21 protein-coding genes are annotated in these 23,195 nt (G+C 62.6%); 6 read left to right on the plus strand and 15 right to left on the minus strand.

Translation table 11 applies throughout. The annotated features are described in order from the left end of the window. Positions 1 to 165: 165 nt before the first annotated feature. From HMPREF2526_RS07910 to mraZ, 12 genes are all read right to left on the minus strand, one after another. A complete protein-coding gene (locus HMPREF2526_RS07910; RefSeq protein ID WP_083295544.1) occupies positions 166 to 825 on the minus strand; it encodes a cell division protein FtsQ/DivIB in 660 nt (219 codons plus the stop codon). After that, the gene (murC, locus tag HMPREF2526_RS07915) at positions 818 to 2,308 is read right to left on the minus strand and encodes a UDP-N-acetylmuramate--L-alanine ligase (protein ID WP_070546857.1); all 1,491 of its coding nucleotides are present in this window, start codon (positions 2,306 to 2,308) and stop codon (positions 818 to 820) included. The genes HMPREF2526_RS07910 and murC overlap by 8 nt, the downstream gene beginning before the upstream one ends. Before the next feature lie 39 nt (positions 2,309 to 2,347). Next, positions 2,348 to 3,433 (minus strand): undecaprenyldiphospho-muramoylpentapeptide beta-N-acetylglucosaminyltransferase, encoded by a 1,086-nt coding sequence (gene murG / locus HMPREF2526_RS07920; protein ID WP_070546861.1) that lies wholly within the window; start codon positions 3,431 to 3,433, stop codon positions 2,348 to 2,350. 29 nt (positions 3,434 to 3,462) lie between these two features. Beyond that, positions 3,463 to 4,932: an FtsW/RodA/SpoVE family cell cycle protein gene (locus HMPREF2526_RS07925; protein ID WP_049155255.1), complete on the minus strand. Its 1,470-nt coding sequence runs from the start codon at positions 4,930 to 4,932 to the stop codon at positions 3,463 to 3,465. Positions 4,933 to 4,951: 19 nt separating this feature from the next. Next, positions 4,952 to 6,343 (minus strand): UDP-N-acetylmuramoyl-L-alanine--D-glutamate ligase, encoded by a 1,392-nt coding sequence (gene murD / locus HMPREF2526_RS07930; protein WP_070512459.1) that lies wholly within the window; start codon positions 6,341 to 6,343, stop codon positions 4,952 to 4,954. Next, positions 6,340 to 7,452 (minus strand): phospho-N-acetylmuramoyl-pentapeptide-transferase, encoded by a 1,113-nt coding sequence (gene mraY / locus HMPREF2526_RS07935; RefSeq protein ID WP_049155252.1) that lies wholly within the window; start codon positions 7,450 to 7,452, stop codon positions 6,340 to 6,342. The genes murD and mraY overlap by 4 nt, the downstream gene beginning before the upstream one ends. A gap of 23 nt (positions 7,453 to 7,475) precedes the next feature. Beyond that, a complete protein-coding gene (gene murF, locus HMPREF2526_RS07940) occupies positions 7,476 to 9,011 on the minus strand; it encodes a UDP-N-acetylmuramoyl-tripeptide--D-alanyl-D-alanine ligase (protein WP_049155250.1) in 1,536 nt (511 codons plus the stop codon). Further along, on the minus strand, positions 9,008 to 10,561 hold the full coding sequence (locus HMPREF2526_RS07945) for a UDP-N-acetylmuramoyl-L-alanyl-D-glutamate--2,6-diaminopimelate ligase (protein WP_070546864.1): 1,554 nt from the start codon (positions 10,559 to 10,561) through the stop codon (positions 9,008 to 9,010). Before HMPREF2526_RS07945 ends, murF begins: the two co-directional genes overlap by 4 nt. 48 nt (positions 10,562 to 10,609) lie before the next feature. Continuing rightward, positions 10,610 to 12,478, minus strand: a complete 1,869-nt coding sequence (locus HMPREF2526_RS07950; protein WP_049155442.1) for a peptidoglycan D,D-transpeptidase FtsI family protein — start codon at positions 12,476 to 12,478, stop codon at positions 10,610 to 10,612. Positions 12,479 to 12,767: 289 nt separating this feature from the next. Then, positions 12,768 to 13,622: a cell division protein FtsL gene (locus HMPREF2526_RS07955; protein WP_070546867.1), complete on the minus strand. Its 855-nt coding sequence runs from the start codon at positions 13,620 to 13,622 to the stop codon at positions 12,768 to 12,770. Then, positions 13,619 to 14,662, minus strand: a complete 1,044-nt coding sequence (gene rsmH, locus HMPREF2526_RS07960) for a 16S rRNA (cytosine(1402)-N(4))-methyltransferase RsmH (protein ID WP_070546870.1) — start codon at positions 14,660 to 14,662, stop codon at positions 13,619 to 13,621. Before rsmH ends, HMPREF2526_RS07955 begins: the two co-directional genes overlap by 4 nt. 172 nt (positions 14,663 to 14,834) lie before the next feature. Beyond that, complete coding sequence (mraZ, locus tag HMPREF2526_RS07965) at positions 14,835 to 15,269, minus strand: division/cell wall cluster transcriptional repressor MraZ (RefSeq protein ID WP_046647963.1); 435 nt, start codon at positions 15,267 to 15,269, stop codon at positions 14,835 to 14,837. A 540-nt stretch (positions 15,270 to 15,809) separates the two neighbouring features. Here mraZ and HMPREF2526_RS07970 point away from each other — a divergent pair. Genes HMPREF2526_RS07970 through HMPREF2526_RS07980 form a run of 3 tightly spaced genes read left to right on the plus strand, consistent with a single transcriptional unit; the run spans position 15,810 to position 18,264 of the window. Continuing rightward, positions 15,810 to 16,958: an ABC transporter permease gene (locus tag HMPREF2526_RS07970; RefSeq protein ID WP_070546873.1), complete on the plus strand. Its 1,149-nt coding sequence runs from the start codon at positions 15,810 to 15,812 to the stop codon at positions 16,956 to 16,958. Then, positions 16,955 to 17,644 (plus strand): ABC transporter ATP-binding protein, encoded by a 690-nt coding sequence (locus HMPREF2526_RS07975; protein WP_046647961.1) that lies wholly within the window; start codon positions 16,955 to 16,957, stop codon positions 17,642 to 17,644. The genes HMPREF2526_RS07970 and HMPREF2526_RS07975 overlap by 4 nt, the downstream gene beginning before the upstream one ends. Positions 17,645 to 17,679: 35 nt before the next feature. Next, on the plus strand, positions 17,680 to 18,264 hold the full coding sequence (locus HMPREF2526_RS07980) for a TetR/AcrR family transcriptional regulator (RefSeq protein WP_046647960.1): 585 nt from the start codon (positions 17,680 to 17,682) through the stop codon (positions 18,262 to 18,264). Positions 18,265 to 18,294: 30 nt separating this feature from the next. Here HMPREF2526_RS07980 and HMPREF2526_RS07985 read toward each other — a convergent pair whose 3' ends face one another. Beyond that, a complete protein-coding gene (locus tag HMPREF2526_RS07985) occupies positions 18,295 to 18,702 on the minus strand; it encodes a DUF3040 domain-containing protein (RefSeq protein ID WP_046647959.1) in 408 nt (135 codons plus the stop codon). Between the two features lie 154 nt (positions 18,703 to 18,856). Further along, positions 18,857 to 19,300, minus strand: coding sequence for an SAV_6107 family HEPN domain-containing protein (locus HMPREF2526_RS07990; protein ID WP_046647958.1), 444 nt, complete (start codon positions 19,298 to 19,300; stop codon positions 18,857 to 18,859). 268 nt (positions 19,301 to 19,568) lie between these two features. Between HMPREF2526_RS07990 and HMPREF2526_RS07995 the strand changes: the two genes are divergently transcribed. The 3 genes from HMPREF2526_RS07995 to HMPREF2526_RS08005 are packed head-to-tail and all read left to right on the plus strand — an operon-like array spanning position 19,569 to position 22,825. Continuing rightward, positions 19,569 to 20,141: a GNAT family N-acetyltransferase gene (locus tag HMPREF2526_RS07995; RefSeq protein ID WP_070512448.1), complete on the plus strand. Its 573-nt coding sequence runs from the start codon at positions 19,569 to 19,571 to the stop codon at positions 20,139 to 20,141. A 43-nt stretch (positions 20,142 to 20,184) separates the two neighbouring features. Further along, positions 20,185 to 21,276 carry a polyprenyl synthetase family protein gene (locus HMPREF2526_RS08000; RefSeq protein ID WP_070512446.1) on the plus strand — a complete coding sequence of 364 codons (1,092 nt, stop codon included), beginning with the start codon at positions 20,185 to 20,187 and terminating at the stop codon, positions 21,274 to 21,276. A gap of 1 nt (position 21,277) precedes the next feature. After that, complete coding sequence (locus HMPREF2526_RS08005; RefSeq protein WP_070512443.1) at positions 21,278 to 22,825, plus strand: alpha-(1->6)-mannopyranosyltransferase A; 1,548 nt, start codon at positions 21,278 to 21,280, stop codon at positions 22,823 to 22,825. On the opposite strand, the gene HMPREF2526_RS08010 is transcribed toward HMPREF2526_RS08005, so the two are convergent. Then, positions 22,794 to 23,186: an Rv2175c family DNA-binding protein gene (locus HMPREF2526_RS08010; protein WP_369816152.1), complete on the minus strand. Its 393-nt coding sequence runs from the start codon at positions 23,184 to 23,186 to the stop codon at positions 22,794 to 22,796. The two genes, HMPREF2526_RS08005 and HMPREF2526_RS08010, sit on opposite strands and share 32 nt — an antisense overlap. Positions 23,187 to 23,195 lie beyond the last annotated feature (9 nt).

A 23,195-nucleotide genomic window follows, 5' to 3' on the forward strand; every position in this document is an offset into this window, starting at 1 on the left:
AGGAGGCGCCCCTTTTTTCTGAGAGGCGGTTACATCCATCTTTAACGACAACGGGGTAATTTCGGCGCACATTTTGCCGCGTGTCGGTACCCTCAACCTCTACTTTAGGGTTGCTGACATGCGGTTTTCTTAACAGGCGTCCCACCCGCCCCACTCGCGACGCGCTTAGCGGCGAGTCACCAGCGACGGGTTAGAAATGTTCCAGGATTCGCCCTCGAGCTTGAGCACATCTTCGAAAGCAATGGCCTTGTTCGCGTTGTCCTCCGACGCACCCCAAAAGATGGTTTTGTCATCCTCCGTTCGGAAGGTCAGCGAATACCGGTCCTTGATCTCGAGGGTCGAGACCTTCTCCCGAATCGGCGCGGGGAGCGCAGCGACGGCGTCGACAGCCCCCTGCATCTCAGGCGAACCGGAGTCGGTGTGCCCCGTCAGCTCCACGGCCTCGGGTGGTGCTTCGTCCTCCGCGAATTCCTTGCCGTTGTTGTCCACCAAAATCGTCCTATCGCCCTCCCGCACGTAAGCTACCGCCTCGTGCTCGACAAGTTCGATGTGGACGGTTGACGGGAAGGCCCGCGACACCGTCGCGCTTTCTACCCACGGCAGGGAGGCCACACCGTGCGCAGCTTCGCGCGCATCCAGCCGCACCAAATTAGAGCCCTTCACGACGCCACTGGCCTGCTCGACCTCTTCTGCCGCGACGTGATCATTTCCCACGACCTCGAAGGATGTCACCTTCAGGATGGGAAAAAGCCACACCGCCGCGGCAGCAACCGCCACTACGAGAAGCACCGCACCTAGCGCGAGCGCCCCAGTCTTTTTAGACATTCGGTTCCTTCGGTTCCTCCGCGCCGCTCGCATTCTCTAGCGCCGACAAAATTTCACCCGCCACGTAGGTAATCGTTCCCGCGCCGATGGTGAGGACGATATCTCCGGGCTGCGCCAGGGAAATGACGTCGCCGGCAGCCTCAGAGAAATCAGGCTCGAAAATGACCGGCATGTCTTCGGGCATCTTGTCGGTGATAATGCGGGAGGTAATTCCTTCTACCGGCTTCTCGCGGGCGCCGTAGATGTCGAGGACGACGGCGGCGTCGGCAAGCGCCAAGGCCCGAGCAAACTCGGCGTCAAACTCCATGGTCCGGGAGTACAGGTGCGGCTGGAAGCAAGCGATCACGCGCGCACCCTCGCCCTCGGCGTCCGCCTTCGCGCGCGCTGCGGTGAGCACCGCAGACACCTCCGTGGGATGGTGGGCATAGTCATCGAAGACGCGGATCCCCTGGGCGCTGCCGCGGTACTCGAAGCGGCGGCGCACACCCGTAAAGTCGGTCAAGCCTGCAGCCAGTTCCGCCGGGTCTCCGCCAGCCAGCGCACCGGCCAGCAGGGCCGCCGCCGAGTTGAGCACCATGTGATGGCCTGGGACGTGCAAGTCATAAGACAACTCCTGCGGCGCCTGCCCCGGCAGGGCCAAGCGAACGCGGACGTGCGCGCCGGCGGCGGAGACGGTTTCTTCTAGGATCTCCGCTGCCAGCGGCACGGAAGAATCCGCGGCTACCTCGCTGCGCGTGCCGTAGCCCAGCACCTGAATCCCGCGCTGAGCCGCCCGCTCACCCGTGGCGGCCGCATGCTCATCCTCGAGGCACACGACGAGGTAGCCGCCCTCAACCACGCGGTCGGCGAAATCATCAAAGACCCGATAGTAGCTCTCTGCCGTGCCGAAATAGTCGAGGTGATCAGGCTCGATGTTGGTGATGACTGCCACGAAGGGGCTGTAGCGCAGGAGGGAGGCATCGGATTCGTCGGCTTCTGCCACGAAGGCGTCGCCAGTGCCGCCGTGCGCGTTGGTCCCAGCTCGGTTGAGTTGCCCGCCGATGGCGAAGGAAGGATCCATCCCCGCCTGCTGGAGCGCGGTGACCGCCATAGAGGTCGTCGAGGTCTTTCCGTGCGTGCCGGCGAGCAGCACCTGACGGTGGCCTTCCATGAGCTCAGCCAGCAGGTCCGAGCGACGGATCACCGGAATCCCGGCTTCCCGTGCCGCCACCAGCTCCGGGTTGTCCTGCGGGATGGCGGCGAAGGAGGTGACGACCACCGTAGGCTTGTCCCCGGCCAGATCGAGGTTCTCAGCCGCGTGGCCGACGGCGACGTGCGCACCCATCGCGCGGAGGACGTCAACGGCCGTCGACTTCTTAACGTCCGAGCCGGTGACGACCGCGCCACGGCTAACCAGGATGCGCGCGAGGCCGGACATTCCGGAACCGCCGATGCCGACGAAGTGGACGCGGGACAGGTCCGTGGTGGCGGGGGTATCAGTCATGGTGAAAATTTCCTTCTTTAATAAACCTGTACTGTGCGCCTAGCCGCGGGTGTCGGCGGCGACGCGGTGCGCGATTCGGTCAGCGATCACCGCGGCGGCATCGCCGGCGGTGCTGGCATCGGCAGCGACACGCATGGCCGAAAGGGCGTCGGGATGGTCAAGGATAGCGCGAACTTCGGCGACAAGGCGCCCCGGAGTAAGCTCCGCGTCCGGTATCTGGACCGCGGTTCCCGCTTCCACCAGAGCCCGGGAGTTCAACGCTTGCTCGCCGTTGCCGTGCGGCAGTGGCACATAGATAGCGGGCAGGCCGGCCGCAGACACCTCAGCCACGGTCATCGCGCCGGAGCGGCAGACCATCACATCAGCAACGGCAAGCGCGCCGGCCATGTCATCGATATAGGGCACGGCCGTGTAGTGCTCGTGCTCAGTCGGCACCGTGTTCTTCTTGCCGTAGGCATGCAGCACTTGGAAGTCTCGGCACAGGTCCTCGAGCGCTCCGGCGACGGCGGTGTTAATGCTCACCGCTCCCTGCGAACCGCCGGTAACCACGATGGTCGGGCGGCCTTCATCCAAGTCCCAATTCTGGCGCGCAGCAGCGGCCTTCGTACCATCCGGGTCCTCGGCCAAGCCCGGGCGAACCGGAATGCCCAGGACCTCGCCCGGCATGCCAGAACCCTCTTGGGCGTTGATTCCCGTGCCGCCAAGACGCACGCCCAGCTTATTAGCCATACCGGCCAAGGCATTCGTCTCGAGAACGAAGAACGGAATGCCCAAAGACTTCGCCGCCAGGTAAGCCGGCGCCGCAACGTAACCACCGGTGCCAAACACAGCGTTGGCCCCGACGTCCTTAAGCACCGCGCGAGTTTCCCGAACGGACTTGAGAATCCGCCAGGGCAGTTTCACCGCGTCAATGTTGATCTTTCGCGGGACAGGAACCGGAGTGATCATGCGCAGATCGACACCGCGAGCCGGCACGATATCGCTTTCCAGACCCCGCGGCGTACCCAAGGCGGTGACCCGCGCCCCGTGGCGTTGGCGTAGCTCCTCCCCCACCGCAAGCGCGGGCTCAATGTGTCCGGCGGTGCCGCCACCTGCTATGACGACGGAAATCGGCGTGTCATTCATGCACTACACGCTACCAGCGCCGCACTGCGCTACCGGCGCTCGCCGCGCCGATACTCCCGCCGCCCCTCCACGCGCGGCGCCTGCGACCGCTGAGAGCGCCCCGTCACCGCACGCCCGAAACGTTCCTCACGGCTGCGTTCCACGTGGCGTTGGGAGCGCTCGCGGTATGGGCGCTGGGAACGCCGAGCATCTGCGCGCTCGCGCGGGGCACGGTGCGCCCCGCCGCGCCGCTCGTTGGGCGGGGTCGGCTCTGGGATGAAGAAGATACGGTCAAAGAGCGGACGTCCAAAGTTCTGCATCGCGGACACCTGCAGCGGCTCGTGGCGTGCCACATTGCACAGCAGGCCCATCGAGCCGATGGTGATGACCGCAGCCGTACCACCCGCAGAAATCATCGGGAGCTGAATACCCGTCACCGGCAGCACACCGATGACGTAGCCGATGTTGATGAAGGCCTGCACGACAACACCCACCGACAGCGTGGCGGCCAGCAAGGACTGGAACTGGTCCTGCGCGCGGGTTGCGGTACGCAACCCAAAGTAGCCCAGCACGGCGAAAAGCACGATGACGAGCGCACCGCCCCAGAGGCCTAGCTCCTCACCGATAATGGCGAAGACGAAGTCGTTCTTGGCTTCTGGGAGGTAGAACCACTTGGCGCGTGATTGGCCGAGGCCAACGCCCCAGAAGCCGCCGTCGGCAAGCGAAAGAAAGCCCTGATAAGCCTGGAAACCGGTACCTTGTGTGTCCTCAATGTTGCCGCGCAGCGCATCAAAGTAAGTGTGGAAACGGTGCGAACGGAATCCACCCGCCAGGAAAACAGTGATCATGCCGATGGCGCCAAAGACGCCGACGACGACGGGCACACGCCAGTTCACGCCGGCGAATACGAGGGTGAAGACCACGATGAGAGCGAAGGATACGCCCATGCCCAAGTCACCTTGGGCCACGATGAGCACGAACATGATGCCGGCGATGATGGAATACATCATGAACGGATCCGTCAAGCGCATCGAACGATGTGTTTTATCCGCCAGCGCTGAGGCGCCATACATACCCACGGCGACGCGAGCGAACTCAGAGGGCTGGAAGGCCACACCGCCCGGCAACATGATCCACGACTGTGAACCGACCTCCGCGCGGCCGGTACCGATACCGGGCACAAGCACGAGGATAAGCAGCAGGATGGATAGCCCCAAGAACCACGGTACGAGCGCCCGCAACGTGCGCGGCGATATGCGGAGGCCTATCCAGAACACGATGAGGCCGGCGGCGACCAACACGCACTGGCGCAAAGCGGCCGACCACGGGCTATCGGTCTCCGACAGGGACGTCGCCATCGACGAAGAGAAGGCCATGAGTACGCCGATGCCGATGAGCGAGAAGATCGCGATGCGCAGCATCAGGTAGTCAAGCCCCGGGTAGGCGCGCAGGCGCTCGCGAAGATCACGCAGGCGGTGGCCCAGCGTGCGGTGTGGCTTCTGGGTGCTGGTGGCAGTCACGGCTTCTGGGTGCTCCTAGCTAGCGGGCGAGGCGGCGGGCAGCGGCGGCAAACATGTCGCCGCGTTGGCTCATTCCGGTGTACATGTCCAACGATGCCGCAGCGGGCGCCAAAAGTACGGTATCGCCGGCTTCGGCGTGTTGCACGGCGGCGCTCACGGCCTGGTCCATAGCGATCTGCGGGTCATGACTGTCCACGATGACGAGAGGCACGTGGGGTGCCGCCTTGACGAGGGCCTGGGCCAGCACGTGCTTGTCGACGCCCACCAGAACCGCCGCCTTCAGCCGCGCAGCGTGGGTACGCAGGAGGTCCGAGACATCTGCGCCTTTGAGCTGACCACCGGCGACCCACACCACGGAGTCAAGACCACGCATGGCCACCTCCGCGGCGTGCGGATTCGTCGCCTTGGAATTGTCGATGTAGGTCACGCCACCATGACGGTGGACAACCTCACCGCGGTGCCCGGCCACCACGTAGGCGTCGAGGCCCTCCGCGATGGACTCAGGCTGAGCGCCGGCAAGCGCGGCAACCGCCGCGGCAGCAGCGGCATCCAGCACCCCAGCAAGACCTGCGGGCTGGATGGTGGTGACATCCTCCACCACTGCCGCGTGCAGTCCGGCGACCTCATTGACCACGAGGCTGCCGGCGCTCACGCCGACTTCGCCCGGGGCGGGCTCGGCGTGGGTAAAGGCGGTGGCGCTGGATAGAGAGGCGGCAAGCGCTCGAACGTGCTCGTCGTCCTTTCCATAAACGGCGTGCGTGCCGCGCAAGATCTTCGCCTTATCCGCCGCGTAGGCCTCGAAGGAGCCGTGCCAATCGAGGTGGTCATCGGCGAGGTTGAGCAGCGCTCCCACATCCGGGCGCAGCTGGGAGGCCCAGTGCAGCTGGAACGAGGACAGTTCCGCGACGAGGATATCCACGCGGGGCTCGGCGGCCAGGGCATCAAAAGACGAGACCCCGATATTTCCTACGGCCTGCGCGCGCTGCCCGGATCGCTGCTCGTCAGCGGCCATGATGGCAGCGAGCATCCCCGTCGTTGTGGTCTTGCCGTTGGTACCTGTGATCGCGAGCCAGCGGCGGGAGGGCCCAAATACCTCTGCCTGGTCAAGGCGGTAGGCCAGCTCCACGTCACCGATGACCTCAAGGCCGCGGGAAGCTGCGGCGGCGAGCAACGGCGAATCCGGGCGCCACCCCGGCGAGGTCACGACGAGGGAGTAATCCGACAGGTCTACTGCTGCTGTGTCCACGGTGGCAACGTCGAGCTCGGCGGCGAGGCGAGCGCGGGATTCCTGGTTTCCATCAGCCACCGTGACGTCCACGCCTAGGTGGTCCAGGACCGCAGCACAGCCGCGGCCGGAAACGCCGGCACCGGCGATGAGGACCCGGCCAGAGAGGAAGTCGGGGCGCGTCATGCGCCGACACCTATACCTGTGGAGGTCAGCCATTCACCGTAGAAGATGGCCACGCCGGCCATCGCCGCCATCGCGGCCAGCAACCAGAAACGGACAACCACAGCAGTCTCCGCCCAACCGCCGTTTTCAAAGTGGTGATGGATCGGGGCCATGCGGAAGAAGCGCTTGCCGGTGGAATGGAAGACCACGATCTGAATGACAACGGACACCGTCTCGATAACGAACAGGGCGCCGATAATCACCATGAGAAGCTCGGTACGGCTGGTGACCGAAATGCCGGCAACCAATCCGCCGAGCGCCAGGGAGCCGGTGTCTCCCATGAAGATCTTGGCGGGCGCGGCATTCCACCATAAAAAGCCGAGGCAGGCACCGAGGCCCGCCGCCGCGAGCACGGCGAGATCGAGGGGATCGCGCACCTGGTAGCAGCCTGCCGCAAAGTTGGTGGCGCAGGAATAGCGGAACTGCCAGAAGGTCATCAGCGAGTAGGAGCCCATGACAATCGCCGTCACTCCTGCGGCAAGACCGTCGAGGCCGTCGGTGAGGTTGACCGCGTTCGACCACGCCGCAATGAGGAAGTACATGAAGATCAAGAACACGATGGTTCCGATCACAACGCCGCCAACCGCAAAGTCGAAAGTTTTCAAATCGCGGATGAACGACAGCTTGGTGGAGCCAGGAGTCAGGCCCGCATCATTGGGGAAACGCAGCACAAGAAAGCCAAAGAGGAGGGCCAGTACCAGCTGGCTGACCAGCTTCGCGGTCTTGTTGAGACCTAGGTTGCGCTTCCGGAAGAGTTTGATGAAGTCATCCGCAAATCCCACCGCGCCCAAGCCCAGCGTCAGTCCGAGGACGAGCAGACCCGAAGCAGTAAACCCCCCGTGGCCCGTCAGCATTCCATAAAAACCAACCACGAGATAAGCCACCAAGATACCGGCCAGAATAGCCAGGCCGCCCATCGTCGGCGTACCCCGCTTCCGCAGGTGGGACTTGGGTCCGTCCTCGCGGATCTCTTGACCGCGACCGGAGTCGGAAAAGTATCGGATGAGAACCGGGGTGGTAAAGATCGCCACGAGGAAGCTAACCGCACCAGCGATGATGATCTGAGTCACGAGCTTGAAGTCCTTTCTAGCGGCTAGCTGTGGTTCAGCTGCTCCGCGACCAACCAGAGGCGCTGGGCATTGGAGGCCTTAATCAAGACCACGTCCTTAACGCTACGGCTAGCCCAATCATCGACCCCTGCCGGGGCCGCGCGCAGAATGCCGTCGACCGCCCGAGCGGCAGCCGCGGCATCGGCGCACACCATTGTATTTATACCTTGCTGCGCAGCCGCCTCAGTCATTGCCCGACAGTTGGGGTTCTCCCCCACCGCGACGAGGTGCTCCACGTGGTATTTGGCCAATATCTCCCCGAGCTGGCGGTGCGATTGTTCGGCATCGCTGCCGAGCTCTCCCATCTCACCAAGCACCGCGATGGAGCGGGCATCGGGGCGTGCTGCTGCGGTATAGGCCAAGGCGGCAATCGCCGCGCGCATCGAATCCGGGTTGGCGTTGTAGGAATCATCAATGATGGTGACGCCATCGCGGCGCGTGCGCACGTCCATGCGGTGCTCGGAGGCTAGGCGGTGCCCAGACAGCGCAGCCGCTACCGTGGCTGCCGATACCCCCAGCTCGATGGCTGCGGCTGCCGCGGCCAGTGCATTAGACACCTGGTGGGAACCAAATACCTGCAGCTTCACTGCAACTGGCTCAGCGTTGGGGCTGTGGAGGACAAAGGAGGGGCGGGCCACGTCATCGAGCTCGATGTTGGTGGCATAGTACTGTGCCGCCGGCGCGCCGCCGCGGCGGTTATCCGTGGAGTAGTACACCACTTTGGCCCCCGTGCGCGTCGCCATTGCGGCGACGAAAGGATCGTCGGCGTTGAGGACGGCCACACCGCCCGCTTCCGCGCTCGGCAGAGCCTCCACCAGCTCTCCCTTGGCCTGCGCGATATTCTCGCGCGAGCCAAACTCGCCGAGGTGCGCGGAGCCGACGTTAAGGACCACGCCGACGCGCGGAGCGGTGATTTCGGTGAGGTGGCGGATGTGCCCGATACCGCGGGCCGACATCTCCGCCACGAGGTAGCGCGTGTGCTCATCACAGCGCAGAGCCGTATACGGAAGCCCAATTTCATTGTTGAAGGAGCCGGGCGGGGCGACGGTCTCCCCCACCTCGCGGAAGATGGTGGCGATGAGGTCCTTGGTCGAGGTCTTGCCCGCCGATCCCGTCACTCCCACGATGGTCAAATCCTGCTCTGTCGCCAGCCGCTGCGTTACTGCGCGGGCCAGCGCGGACAACGCCTCGACGACGGCGGCGGCGGAGCCATCGACATCGTTGGCATAGATATCGGCGTTGGCTCCGTCACCTTCTACGCGTCCGCGCGGCTCCACGACGATGGCGGGTACACCCACCGGCCGGGCAGCCAAGACGGCGACGGCTCCCTTCTCCACCGCGGTGTGGGCGTAATCGTGGCCATCGACGCGGGCTCCGGGCAGTGCCACGAAGAGTCCACCCGGAGTGACCTTGCGAGAATCGAACTCAACAAAGCCGGTCACTGGGGTCTCTGGCTCGTCGACGCTATCCAGGCGGCCGCCCGTGATCTGAGCTATCTCAGCGAGGCTTAACGCAATCATGCTTGCTCCTTGGATTCTTCGGTACTCAGGGTAGTCGCTGTCATCGCGGCATCAAGTGCACGCGCCATCTCTTCGCGGTCGTCGAAGTGGTGGACGGTATCACCAATCAGCTGTCCTACTTCGTGGCCCTTGCCGACGACGATGACGGCATCGCCCGGCTGTGCCCACGCCACGACCTCGTCGATGGCTTTGGCACGGGAGCCGACCTCCCGGATATCGGCCTCCGGGTTCGCTTCGCGCGCTCCCGCGAGCACTGCCGCGCGGATAGCTGCTGGGTCCTCGGTGCGGGGGTTGTCATCGGTGATCACGACCATATCGGCGCCCTTCGCAGCAGCCGCCCCCATGAGCGGGCGCTTGGAAGAATCGCGGTCACCTCCCGCGCCGACGACAATGCCGATCCGGCCGCTGCTGCCTTCCAGCTGCGCACGCAGGGTATCGAGGACCGCGGCGACCGCAGCTGGCTTGTGCGCATAATCGACCACGGCGACAAACTGCTGGCCGCGGTCGATGCGCTCCATGCGGCCCGGAACCGCCACCTTTTCTACGCCTTCCAAGAAGACGCGCGGCTCGATGCCACTGGCTGCGGCCATGCCGGTGGCCAAGGCCGCATTGGCGATGTTGAAAGTGCCCGGCATGGGCAGCCGGAATTCATAGGAACCAGCGTGCTCTCCGGTGGACACCGTCAGCTCCACCTGCTGTGCGCCGGTGGCCTCAGTGCTGAGTTGGCGGGCGGTGATGTCCGCCTCGGTGGCCTCCGCGCTCGTGGACACTGTCATGACCGGACGCGCCGCGGCGCGCTGCGCCATGCGTCGCCCCCACTCGTCGTCGACACAAACAACGGAGCGGTCGGCGGCCTGGGGACCGTCGAAAAGCATGGCCTTCGCCTCGAAGTAATCCTCTATCGTAGGGTGGAAGTCGAGGTGGTCCTGGCTCAAGTTAGTGAATCCGCCAACGGCAAAGCGCGTTCCCTGGACGCGGCCCAGGGAAAGCGCGTGAGAGGACACCTCCATGACCACGTGCGTTACCCCTTCGTCCACCATGCGGGCGAAGAGCTCTTGCAATGTGGGGGCCTCTGGAGTCGTCAGCGAGGTAGGCACCGGCTCCCGGTTAATGCGAGTGCCCGTGGTGCCGATCAGGCCCACCGACAAGCCCGCGTGCAAAAGCCCCGCTTCCAGCAGGTAACTCGTCGTAGTTTTACCGGACGTACCCGTCACGCCAAGAATGGTGAGCTTTTCAGTGGGGTGCCCATAGATCTCCGCGGAAACGTGTCCGAGGATGGCGCGGATATCCTCGACCACGAGAAGTGGGCGTGTTTCTCCCGCTTCGGCAAGGATGCGTTGGCCTTCCGGGTCGGTCAGAATCGCGGCTGCTGCGGTGTCTGCGGCATAGCGTGCGCCATGAACGCGCGTTCCCGGAAGCGCAGCGAAGAGTCCACCAGGTGGCAGGGTTGCAGAGTTTAGTCCGCAGGAGCCCACGGTGGTCGAGGCATCCCCGATCACGGTGCCCGAAGAAATTTCTGCTAAACGATCAAGGCTGATGCTGCTGGTCACGGTGCGTCCTCTTCTCTATCTCTGTAGGTTATTCGCGGCCGGAGCTATCTATTCGGCACGCAAGGTCAGGTGCGGTGCTGGTGGGGAAGGCGGAATATTGTCACGATCAAGCAGCCAGGATGCGATATCACTGAACACAGGCGCTGCAGACTGGCCGCCGGAGCCATCGTCGTTGACACCGGATTCGGGCTCGTCCAGCATGACTGCGACGACAAAGCGGGGATCGTCGGCAGGCGCGATGCCCGCGAACGTGATCCAGTACTTGGAGTTCGAGTATGCTCCCGTCTCCTCGTCGACCTTTTGCGCGGTACCAGTCTTGCCGGAGAGCTGATAGCCCTCGATCTGCGCGTTGCCGGCTGTACCGTTGTTCAGCCCCTGCGGATCCTCCTGGAAGACCGCACGGAACATGTCCACGACAGTGCGCGCAGTTTCGGGACTGACCACGCGGGTGGTCTCGGGCTTCTCTAGTTCTTCCTTAGTCCCGTCAGGCGCGGTGATCGAATCAATGATGCGCGGCTCAATGCGCTCACCGTCGTTGGCCAGGGTCTGATAGATGGAGGCCAACTGCAGGGCAGTCCATGACTGGCCCTGGCCGATGGGCAGGTTAGCGAAGGTACCGCCGGACCACTGCGAACGGTCAGGTACGAGGCCTGGAGACTCGTTGGGCAGCTCAATGCCGGAAGTCTGGCCGAGGCCGAACTTCTTGAGGTAGTCAGCGTATTTATCCTGGCCAAGACGATCTGCCAACATCAACGTTCCCACGTTCGATGACTTACCGAAGACGCCCGTCGTGGTGTAGGGCTCAACGCCGTGCGGCCAGGCATCGTTCACAGTCACCCCAGCCATGTCGATGGAGCCGGGAACCTGGAGGACCTCATCGGGGTTGGTGAGGCCCTCCTCAATGGTTGCCGCGGCGGTGATGATCTTTGCCACCGAACCCGGCTCAAAGGGGTGGGATACGGCGAGGTTGTCGAAGGTCTTATCCTTCTCCAGCTGCTTTTCGATGTCCTTGTTCGGGTCGATGGTGCCGGTATTCGCCATAGCCAGAACCTGACCCGTGGCGGCATCCAGAACGACTGCCTCGGCGCTCTTTGCCTTCGAATTAGCCTTGGCCTTTTCCAGCTTCTGCTGAACGTAGGTCTGCAGATCCAGATCGAGCGTCAACGTGACGTTCTTGCCGTCGGTGGTGGGCACCTGATCGCGAAGGGTACCGGGAATGACCTGACCGCTGGCTGAAACGTCTTCGGTGGAGCTGCCGTCAATACCCGTCAGTGTGGTATCGCCGGAGGCCTCAAAGCCGAACTGGCCTTGGCCGTCCATGGATACCTTGCCGATGACGTTCTCTGCGATAGCACCATTGGGGTACTGGCGGATCTGCTGCTCATCAGCGGCGAGACCGTGGTAGTCCTCGGAGATGGCCACCGCGACATCCGGATCGACGTTGCGCACGAGGACCTCATATTGAGTATCGGCACGGAGCTTGTCCATGATTTGCTCCGAATCCACGTCCCCGGCATCGATGCCGGCTTCCTTCAGTTTGTTCGGGATGCCCTCCGACATGTCAGTGAGCCGCTCTGTCACCTTGTCGTCGAGGAAAGCCTCTTTGGCATCGGGTGCCAACGACTCAAAGTGAGCCTCGCCGGCGGCCTTTTGCTCTTCCTGTTCACGGAGCTCATCTCGCAGGCGCGTAGGTGACACGGTCAAGGATCGGGCGCGCATCGTGTAGGCCAACCGCTGGCCGTCGCGCGCGAGGATCTCGCCGCGCCCGGCCGTATCGACATAGACGCGGGTTCTCTGCGCAGCGGCCTTCGCCGCCAAGTCAGGTCCCCACACTATCTGGACCCACGCGAGGCGCCCCATCCACGCCAGCATCACCACGAGCAGCAAAGCCGCGATGACGTGTACACGACGGCGCATCGTCTTCTGCTGGCTCATGAAGGGCTTGCCGGTGCGCGGATTCCGTGAACGGGTCGCGGGAACGACGCGGTCGGCGTCGTAACGCTGCCGTGGTTGGTGAGAGGTACCGCGCGGTTGGGCGGCACGGGCGGCGGAAGCGCGCCTCGGGCGCGGGCCACCGGAGTGTGGTGGGGTCACACGTCACCTTTCTGTCTGCAGCGAAGATGGGTCAATAATCAGTGGTTCATCCCGAATTGTGCCCTATTATCGCCGCCCGCCCACGCAGGCACGCGCGGAGCGGGGATGGAATCTACCCGCGGGCGGCGTAGGGAGCCTGGGCCGGGATGTCCGGCAGTTCTACGTTCCCTTCGGCCGGCTGTCCGTCATTGGTGGATTCACCGCTGTCTGGGTGGCTGTCCGAACGAGACGCACCCGACTCGGCGCCTTCGCGCTCGCGGTTCCTCTCGCTCAGCGTCGGACGGGCGTTCAGGTTATCGGATACGTTCGCCGTCGCGTGTGGGTCACTCGAGGCCTGACCCGGGCGGACCGGTTCGCCGTTTACGTCGATGACAGATTCCATATCCGGGGTGGCTTCGCGCTTCTGTTCCACGTTTCCGTCTGCGTCGACTTCCACTACGCCAGGCTGAACTGGGACGCCCATCTTGGCCTCGTGGGCGCGGCGGGCGACGTCCGACGCCGAACGCACGTTCTCCAAGTCTCGGTTAAGAGTTTCCAGCTGGTTATCCAGCGTGGATTCGTGGGCAGTAAGCTCCTGAATTTTAAAGGTCTGGGACGTCGACAGGCCAGAGAGCCACATCGCCGCTGCCACACCAGTGATGAGCAGGCCAATGGCGATGAAAGAAAGGCGAGCGAACAGGCCAGTAACCCGAGTGGGCTGCACGACACGGCGCCCACGATTACTCACTATCTGCTTCGAACCAAGACGGTTTCCTCGCAGACCCGTTCCGACCCGGCGGGCGGGCACAGTACCGCGATGCGGCGTGCGACTGGGCAACGGGGTGGTGCGGCGTCCCCGCTCCAGCAGCGCGGTTCCCTGACCGGAGAAATCAGATCCGGTGGTGAAATCGCGGCTAGCTCCCATGGTGTGGGTCCTCTCGTGGTCGCGGTGGTGAATTGCCTGTGCGGTTCGATCTCTCAGCGTCATGGCCTACCTCCCGGTTCATGAAATGACGGAGTGCCCTCGAGGCGTTCGAGTGCGCGTACCCGGACGGACGCTGCCCGCGGGTTCTCTGCAATCTCCTCCTCGCTCGCCTTCTCCGCGCCGCGCGTCACAATGGAGTAGTGCGCAGCGGTGCCCGGAAGATCCATGGGCAGGCCCGCCGGTGTGGTCGAGGTGCTGAGTTTGGTGAAGGCATGCTTGACGATGCGATCTTCGAGCGACTGGTAGCTCATAAACACCGCGCGCCCACCAACGGCCAGGGCGTCCGTTACCACAGGGATAACCTGCTCAATCGCTTCAAGCTCGCGGTTGACCTCGACGCGCAGCGCTTGGAAGGTGCGCTTCGCGGGGTGGCCACCGGTGCGACGCGTCGCTGCCGGAATCGTGGCGTACAACAGCTCAACCAAGCGGGCTGAGGTAGTAAAAGGTTCCTTTTCTCTTTCTTTTATTACTGCCGAAGCAATCTTGCCGGCGAAGCGTTCATCGCCATAAGTCTTGAGGATGCGCGCAAGCTCGCCGTGACTATACGTATTCAGGATGTCGGCGGCCGTCATTTCCTGACGCGGGTCCATGCGCATATCCAGCGGTGCATCGGTCTTGTACGCAAATCCGCGGTCTACTTGATCGAGCTGCATGGATGACACACCAAGATCAAACAGCGCCCCGGCAATGCCGTGCTCCCGCGCGATAGAAAAGATTTCGTGCTCGCCCTGCGCAATGGCGCTGCCCACCTCGTCGAAACGCGCGTTGACGGCGACGAAGCGGTCAGCGAAGGGGCTGAGACGTCGAGAAGCATTGCTCAAGGAGGCGGAATCACGGTCCACACCGATAATCCGCGCGTTAGGAAAGCTGCTGAGGAAGTATTCGCTGTGACCACCAGCCCCCAGGGTGCCGTCCACGATGACGGCGTGCTCCCCCGCTGCTTCGACGGCCGGAGCAAGCAGCTGAGCCATACGTGCACGCATAACAGGGACATGGCCGTGGTTGTCATTCACGTCATAGGTAATGGTGCCGTTGTGGTCCACAGTTGCTGTCCCCCTTTCCATTCAGGCGCCTGAGGCCGCTATCAGATCTGTTCGATAAAAATCGAGTGCGTATAGGGCCCTGTCCGAGGAAGGGTTCTGATGTCGGGGAAGTACACCAGCTCATCCTCCTCGGGCAGAGTCCATACACGCACTCTCTGTGTGCCAGGAAGCTCTACAGCAGCCCGGCAAGTACGTCATCGGCGTCTGCCGCCGAATAAGCGTCTTCAGTTTGCGCCTGGTATTCAGCCCACGCGGCTGCGTCCCAGATTTCGAGGAAGTCAACCGAGCCCACAACTACGCATTCCTTCGTCAGGTTTGCGTACTCACGGTGCCCTGCGGACAGCGTGATACGTCCGTGCCCATCGGGGCGCTGCTCGTCCGCACTCGCTGCCAAGTTACGGATGAACGCACGCGCTTCTGGGTTGGTGCGTGACACGGCCGCTGCTTTCCTAGCTCGCGCCGCGAACTCCTCCCGCGGGTATACCGCGAGCGAATGATCCTGACCTTTGGTGACCATGAGGCCGCCAGCCAGTTCTTCGCGAAACTTTGCCGGAAGCGTGAGCCGTCCTTTGTCATCGAGCTTGGGAGTGTAGGTGCCGAGAAACATCCCCGGGTCCACCTTCCTGTCACTCGAAAACTCCGGATTCCTCTCGCGACAAGAGAGCAACTCTCCTCCGCTACGCCCCACTCTACCCCACTTTCCCCCACCTCCCACACCTTTATCACCGCAACAATCTGCGTGTCGCAAAAACATTGCAGGTAAAAGGCAGTTTTTCCAGTGGGAAGTTTTCCCAGACTCCCCTTGACACACCCCCTTAAACAGGCCAATTTCCACGTATTCACTCACGCAACTTTGACCTCTTAGCATGTAATTTTCCCCACCACCCCCATATTCCTGACGTTTACACCTTCCCACCACGCCCCAAAGAGCCCTCGGGCCGACATTTTCCGACCGGCGAGCAGCACAGGTGGGGCAAAGTGGGGAAAATCGGGAAATCGCACGAAAAGTCTCCCCTCCCCACGCAAGATGCCCGCACAAGTTTTTAGAAACACTGCGTCGCCATGATAGAAACATCATGTTGCCATCTTGCGGCACGCAGGGTGACACGCCAACCTACTTTCACCCCACACACTAGGAAGTTCCTTCATGTATCTAGCTTGGCGCGAGATGCTCTTCGCGCGTACCCGATTCCTCCTCATGGGCGTCGTCCTTGCACTCATGTCCATGCTCGTCGTTATCATCTCCGGTCTCACAGCAGGCTTGGTCAACGACGGCGTCTCCGGCCTCAAGGCGATGGAGAGCAACGTCATCGCTTTCGCCGATGGCACGCAGAAAGACTCTGCATTCACCCGCTCGGTTGTCGATGCCTCCGATGCCGAGTCCTTCTCTCAACTAGAGGGCGTGGACCAAGCCACCCCCTTGGGCCTGACCATTGCTAACGCCCACAACCAGGACGCCACGGCGGTGGACCTCACACTCTTCGGAGTAGAACCTGACTCCTTCATCGCACCGGCAGGCTTGCCCCCAATCGACACCGCCCGGACAGATGGCAAGCCCAGCAACACGAAACACGACATCATCCTGTCCTCCACCCTGCAGGACGAGGGGATCGAGGTGGGCGACACCATCACCCTCGACCGCTTGGATATCCCCCTCAACGTCATCGGGTTCACCGACAACCAGCGAACCTTCGGCCACGTCGACGTGGCCTACCTGCCGCTCGATATCTGGCAAGAGGTTCACGCCGGCGGGCGCCACGGCGAAGCTGTCACCCCAGAGGCCTATGAGGAAGCATCTGTCATCGTCGCTCGCACGGCGGATAAGCCCGATACCGATGCTCTCACCGAGCGCTCCGGCCTCGACGTTCGAACTCTCAAAGAGAGCTTCGACTCCTCCCCCGGCTACACCGCCGAAATGATGACCCTTTCCATGATCACCTGGTTCCTCTATGTCATTGCCGCGCTCGTTACCGGCGCCTTCTTCCTCGTGTGGACCATCCAGCGCGCCGGCAATATCGCCACCCTTCGCGCAATGGGCGCCACCAAGAGCTTCCTGCTGCGCGATAGCCTCGGCCAAGCGGTGGTCATCCTCCTCGTATCAATCCTCGCCGGCGCACTCATCGCCGTTGGCCTGGGCAGCCTCCTAGAGAAAACGGCTATGCCCTACGCCACCGAATTCAGCGCTGTCATCAATGGCGGTCTCATTCTCTTCGTCGCCGGACTGCTCGGCGCCTTCATTGCCGTCGTCCGCGTTACCCGAACCAACCCCCTCGCAGCCCTAGGAGAAAACCGATGAGCCACGCTTTGGAACTGAAAGACGTCACCATCAGCTACAGCGACGGAGATTCACACGTTAAGGCACTGAATTCCGTCGATCTCACCGTTGAGGCAGGCGAATTCGTTGCCGTGGTTGGCCCCTCCGGTTCCGGAAAGTCCACACTGCTCGCGGTCGCGGGCGCTTTGACGACGCCCGATTCCGGCCAAGTCCTCGTCGCGGGCGAGGACATCGTGCCGCTGGGTGACTCCGAACTGGCGCAGATCCGCCGCAACCACATCGGCTTCGTCTTCCAGTCCTCTGGCAATCTCCCGTCTGCACTGACGGCGGAGGAGCAGATCGAATTGGCCAGCAAGGTCATCGGCAAGACTGGGCGCTACTCCAGCGCCGAGCTGCTGGAGAAGGTCGGCATGGCGCATCGCGCGAAGCACCGGCCCGGCAGCCTTTCCGGCGGTGAGCGCCAGCGCGTCGGTATCGCGCGCGCACTCGTAGGCGATCCACAGGTGCTGCTCGTCGACGAACCCACTGCCGCCCTCGATCGCGCACGCTCCCAGGAGATCGTTGCGCTCTTGGCACAAGAGTGCCATGACTTCAACGTCGCGGGCGTTATGGTCACTCACGACTACGAGGTTCTCGATCACTGCGACAAGGTCTATGAGATGGTCGACGGCCGCTTAACACCGGCCACCACCTCCGCCCAGCGATAAGCAAAGAATGCGCAGCTTAACGTAGACTCACACGCATGCCAAAGATCACTGAAACGACAGTAGCCGAGCACCGCGCCGTCCAGCACCGCGCGGTGCTCGAGGCTGCCGAAAAGCTGATCATCACAAGCCATGGTGCAGTCCCCACCTTGGCCGAAGTCGCCGCGGAGGTCGGTCTTGCCCGACCCAGCGTCTATCGATACGTATCATCCCAGCACGATTTACTGGTGCAGCTGCTAATTCAGGCCACCCAATCGTGGAATGAGCAGCTCGAGTCTGCCATGGCGGTAGCCTCCCCGGAGCCTAAGAAGCGTATCCACGCCTATGTCGACGCTACGCTCGAGCTCTTTATTCATAGTGCGCACGGCCATTTGATGACCGCCGCGCAGCACTTCCCCCAGGCTTTTGCGGATGAGGCAGTGCAGCAGTCACATGGTGGGTTTGCCTCGATCGTTAACGAGTTTTGCCCTGGCGTTTCCAGAGCGGATATCTCGCTGCTCAACGCCGCCATCGTTCGCGCATCAGAATTGGCAAACCGCTCGCCCGAGCAGCTCCCGGGCATAACGCAAACCCTGTACGCCATGGCCGATGCCATCGTGCCACAGCCCTCCGACTCACAATAGAGCGAAGGGCTGCTGGGATGCTTCTAGCGCTTAGTTTCCTTCGAAACGGCGGCGGAAGTTATCTTCAAGGCGGTTTCCAACGTCACTGCCAGCCTTCTTGGACTGCTTGTTGCGCCGCTTAGCGGATGCTGGTGCGCCGGCGGCAACCAGAGAATCTTCCGAATTTCCGCGCAGCATCCACACACCGGATCCAAACATGACCAAAAAGCCAAGTACGGAGAGGATAACGAACCACAGGGACTGCTGGGCCAACGCGATTCCGCCCACCATCATGCACAGACCGACAACGATTAAGGCCACCCCACGGAGGGTGATGGCACCCGAGTTGCCGCCGAAAGAAGTTTCACCGGACACAGACGCGCCAAAATCAGGATCGTTGGCCAGCAACGATTGTTCAATTTCACGCAGCGCTTGCTGTTCGTGCTCAGAAAGGGCCACAGCGTCCTCCGTAATGATTTGGGTTTAGGTAGTGGAACTGGGAACTATGTTTACTACCTCTATAACGTCAAGGATAGCGAGATAGTTCCCACAAAGACAGTCCATAGTTTTTGGGCATCCCTGCACCCCTGCTACCGGAGCAATCACGCCCTCACTAGGCGGCCAGCCCACCGAAGCCCAGCTCAGATTCGGTCGCGTCCACGTAACGTGTGGCAAGCGCCAAGTACTGGTAGACCGTATCCGCAGCGGGCACCGGATCCATTCCGGAGGCCACGCGCGAGCGCACGCGGGAATAGTCTGTGAATTCTGCGGCCCATTGAGCATCCGCCGGACCGATAAGAGCTACCTGCTCCCATGCAGAGGTAGGCAAGCGCCGACGGCGCGACACCGCAGACGCCGCCACACGCGCGCCCGCAGCACGAAGCGAGGCGCGGTATGCCATTTCAAGAGCGTCCTCGAACCGCCCCTCCGCAGCGCTACGGCGCGCATCCACCAACAGATCCAACGCTTGACCGAGGAAGCGGTCACGGCGCACGCGCTGCATCGCCTCCCTGTTCCGGCCCCGAGCCGCTGCCGTTGCTGAAATTACCTGTGCCATAACCTCTCCTCCTTGGGCTGCTTCCTGAGCTTGTCAATGAAGACTGTGCTGTTGACTTTCTGCTGCTGTTCGCTGATGAGACTCACCGTAAAACCACCTTCGTACATCCACCTCTAATTTTAGTTCATGTGTTCGATTTAAACAATAGGGATGGGCGATATTTCTTCTCTTTTCGAACACGTACTCTGACTCCATGGCGGTTGGATGTGCAGAAGATAGTTTCTCTGTGCGCTTTCACATGCCTGAAGAATCTGCTGTTATTAGAGATGTGAGTTACACGCTGCGCCGCCTAAGCCCCCAAGAGTTCGCCATTGCTGTCCCGCGCTTGGTGGATATCTACATCGCGGCAATGGGCTATAGCCAGTCAGTGCGCGACGTCTCTATCTCGCGGTGGCGCGCAGATCTCATACGCCCAGGGTTTTCCTGCGTCGCGGCCACCACCGACTACGGCATTGCAGGCTTTGCCTACGGATTCTTTGGCTCTCCGGACACGTGGTGGGACAAACAGCTTCGCCGAGCGCTCACCGCCAGTGGCGGACCGACCCCGGAACAAGAAGACATTCTCCACAACTATTTCGAGCTGGCGGAGATTCACGTGCTGCCTGAAGAACAGGGTCGCGGCTTAGGGCGCGCACTGCTCGAAGCCTTGGCGTGGAACCTTCCCGCGCGCTACATCCTGCTTTCCACTCCGGAAGTTCCCAACGAGGCAAACTCCGCCTTCGGCCTCTACCGCAAGATGGGATTTAGTGATTTCCTTCGCCAGCTCTACTACCCCGCCGATGCGCGCCCCTTCGCCATCCTGCAATCGACGGTGCCGCTGACACCAGCCGACACCGCTTAACCTGGCGGCAAGCCGGCATAGCTACCCAGGTAAAGTAGCAGGCGTGACTACACCGCAGATACCTTCCTTGAACGACATCCCCGCAGCCGTGCGCGAGGAGCTTAAGCTTTTCTTGGACAGTCAGCGCGACGCCATCGCGGCCATCGGCTCTCCGGTGGCCGACGCGATCTCCTATTTGGATTCCTTCGTCCTGGACGGCGGCAAGCGCATTCGCCCCCTCTACGCGTGGGCAGGTTTTGTCGGTGCGCACGGGCTCGACGGGACTGAGTCCCCGCAGGCAATGCTCCGCGCTGCCTCGTCCTTGGAGTTCATTCAGGCTTGTGCACTTATCCACGACGACATCGTGGATGCTTCCGATACCCGGCGCGGCAACCCCACTGTCCATCGCGGCGTTGCTGCTCGCCACCGCGAGCTCGGGCTCAGCGGCGACGCTGATTTCTTCGGGCAATCGCTGGCCATCCTCATCGGTGACATGGCCCTGGTCTGGGCGGAGGACATGCTTCAAGATTCCGGCTTGAGCCCCGAGGCGCTGGCGCGCGCCCGCGCACCATGGCGGGCAATGCGCCGCGAAGTCATCGGCGGCCAGATTCTGGACATCTCCCTGGAAGCCGCCGGCTCCGAGGACGCCACGTTGGCGGACTCGGTGAACCGGTTCAAGACTGCCGCGTACACCATCGAGCGCCCCCTCCATCTGGGCGCCGTTATAGCGGGCGCACCCGAAAAACTCGTTGCTGCCTTCCGCGGTTACGGCCAGGACATCGGTGTCGCCTTCCAGCTGCGCGATGATTTGCTCGGCGTCTTCGGTGACCCGGCTATCACCGGCAAGCCCGCCGGAGACGATCTGCGCGAAGGCAAGCGCACGGTTCTGTTGTCGCTGGCCCTACAGCGCGCGGACGCCACCGATCCCGCAGCCGCCGCTGAGCTTCGCCGCCTCATCGGGCAGACGGAGGACCCCGCAGACATTGCCCGCATGGCGCAGATCATTGCTGATTCCGGTGCGCCGGACGTCGTCGAGCAGCGCATCAGCGATCTCACGCGTTCCGGCCTCGATCATCTGCACAACGCGCAGGTTGACCCCGAGGTCACAGCGGTTTTGGAAGAACTTGCTCACAAGTCCACGGCCCGCCGGATGTAGCATGGCTCGCTCCGCATCCACGCGCGTGCCCCTGCGCATTCCCCATCCCCTGCCACTGGGCATCGTCTCTGCGATCGTCCTGGCGCTCGCCTCCTTCTCCGGCGGCGCGACCCGGAATCGCGGAGGTTTTCTTGAGGCGCTCAACATCAGCTTCCTTGCCTATGGCCACGGCCGCAACATTGGCATGGTCCTCTACTGGGTTGGCCTGTTTGGCCTCGTCGCCGCATGGGTGTTGGCGGGCCGCCACTTCATTGCCCCACAGCTCAAGAACCCGCAACCAGACGGCGCACTGGCAGACATCCGCCGGATGTTGATCTGCTGGGTCACCCCGCTGCTGTGCGCCGCACCGCTGGCTTCCCGGGACGTGTACTCCTACCTGATGCAAGGCGCGATGGTGCGCGATGGTTTCGACCCCTACGTCGAGGGCGCAGCCGTTAACCCCGGTCCCTTCCTGCTTGAGGTCTCTCACGACTGGCGCAACACCACTACGCCCTACGGGCCGCTACACCTGTGGATGGGCAACGGGGTAACCCACCTGGTGGGCGATAACGTTGCTGCGGGCATCATCGTCTACAAGGCAATTTCCGTCCTTGGTTTTGCAGCCATCGCCTGGTCAATTCCACGCCTAGCCCGAAGCATCGGCGGCGACCCCGCCCTAGCACTCTGGTTGGGAGTGGCGAATCCGGTGATGGTTTTGCACCTCATCGGCGGCATGCACAACGAATCAGTCATGGTGGGGCTGGTATCGCTGGGCCTTCTCGCTGCTGTGCACCACAAGTTCCACCTCAGCCTCATACTCGTTGGCGTGGCAGTGTCCCTCAAGGCCACCGCCGTCTTCGCCGCGCCGTTCATCGTGTGGCTCATGCTGCATCACTGGGCGCCGAAGGGAACGAAGCCGCTCAAGCGCGTCGGGTTCTTCCTACTATCCGGCGTTATCGCCGTGGCGGAGGTCGCGTTGGCGGTGGCGGCGATCACATGGGCGTCGGGAAGCTCGTGGGGTTGGCTGTCTCAGATCAGTGGTAATTCTAAGGTCATCAACCCCTTGGCCGGCCCCACCTTGCTTGCCGATATTCTCGTTCCGCTCATCCAGGTCTTCTCCCCCGATACCACCTATAACGGCGTGCTCACCGTGCTGCGCTCGGCCGCGATGCTCCTGATGCTCCTGGGCCTTGTCCTTGTGTGGTGGTGGGGGCGCACGGGCGTGCGCCGCGCCATTGCCGCCACGGCCGCGGCCTACCAGGTGGCGTTCGTCTTCAACTCTGTGACGCTGCCGTGGTACTACGCCTCAGTACTCACGCTCATGGGAACCTTTCGCCCACCACTACCGCTCATCAAGCTCACCACCGGCGCAGCTCTCTTTATTGGTGTGGCCTTCGCCGGCGACGGTAATCACCAGCTCTACAACTGGTTCTGGGTGATTGCCATGGTGGTCGTGGCATGGTTGGCCACACAGTGGATTTTCGATGGTGTTCCACGCACCGCCGCTGAACCAACTGCGCCTGGTGCTGATGCGCCGTCTAAAACGCCGAAGCCTGCGCGCGCCGTATAACCTCCCGCGCGAGGTGGCCGTGCAGCGCGTCGATGGGGCGGCCCGGTAGGGACTCGTCCTCGGTAAAAAGATGCGCCAGGATCTCGTTGTCACCCCAGCCGTTGTCCGAAAGAACAGTGATGACGCCGGACACGTGCTTGGAAATGACGCCCTTGGCATTGAAAAACGCTTCCGGGACGAGGCGCTGGCCTTCGGCGTCCCGCCACGCGATGAACTTCCGGGCATTGAGCAGATCGAAGACGCGAGTAATGGGCAGATCGAGTTTTTCAGCTACCTCTTTAAGCGTCAGCAGCTTCTCTCCGGCGAGAAGTTGCGGAAGCTCGGGATGGGAATTCTCTTCAGGGTTCGCAGAATTAGTCACAGACACAAC

Origin of the sequence: Corynebacterium sp. HMSC070E08 (genome assembly GCF_001808895.1) — a bacterium.
Taxonomy (GTDB): Bacteria; Actinomycetota; Actinomycetes; order Mycobacteriales; family Mycobacteriaceae; genus Corynebacterium; species Corynebacterium hiratae.

Bases quoted from the DNA above. Each gene is read 5' to 3' on its own strand.
- HMPREF2526_RS07980 (WP_046647960.1), top strand. From the start codon at position 17,680: ATGCCAAAGATCACTGAAACGACAGTAGCCGAGCACCGCGCCGTCCAG.
- murG (WP_070546861.1), bottom strand. From the start codon at position 3,433: ATGAATGACACGCCGATTTCCGTCGTCATAGCAGGTGGCGGCACCGCC.
- HMPREF2526_RS07955 (WP_070546867.1), bottom strand. From the start codon at position 13,622: ATGACGCTGAGAGATCGAACCGCACAGGCAATTCACCACCGCGACCAC.
- murD (WP_070512459.1), bottom strand. From the start codon at position 6,343: ATGACGCGCCCCGACTTCCTCTCTGGCCGGGTCCTCATCGCCGGTGCC.
- HMPREF2526_RS07990 (WP_046647958.1), bottom strand. From the start codon at position 19,300: ATGGCACAGGTAATTTCAGCAACGGCAGCGGCTCGGGGCCGGAACAGG.
- HMPREF2526_RS07950 (WP_049155442.1), bottom strand. From the start codon at position 12,478: ATGCGCCGTCGTGTACACGTCATCGCGGCTTTGCTGCTCGTGGTGATG.
- HMPREF2526_RS07975 (WP_046647961.1), top strand. From the start codon at position 16,955: ATGAGCCACGCTTTGGAACTGAAAGACGTCACCATCAGCTACAGCGAC.
- HMPREF2526_RS08005 (WP_070512443.1), top strand. From the start codon at position 21,278: ATGGCTCGCTCCGCATCCACGCGCGTGCCCCTGCGCATTCCCCATCCC.
- HMPREF2526_RS07910 (WP_083295544.1), bottom strand. From the start codon at position 825: ATGTCTAAAAAGACTGGGGCGCTCGCGCTAGGTGCGGTGCTTCTCGTA.
- murF (WP_049155250.1), bottom strand. From the start codon at position 9,011: ATGATTGCGTTAAGCCTCGCTGAGATAGCTCAGATCACGGGCGGCCGC.
- HMPREF2526_RS07970 (WP_070546873.1), top strand. From the start codon at position 15,810: ATGTATCTAGCTTGGCGCGAGATGCTCTTCGCGCGTACCCGATTCCTC.
- murC (WP_070546857.1), bottom strand. From the start codon at position 2,308: ATGACTGATACCCCCGCCACCACGGACCTGTCCCGCGTCCACTTCGTC.
- mraZ (WP_046647963.1), bottom strand. From the start codon at position 15,269: ATGTTTCTCGGCACCTACACTCCCAAGCTCGATGACAAAGGACGGCTC.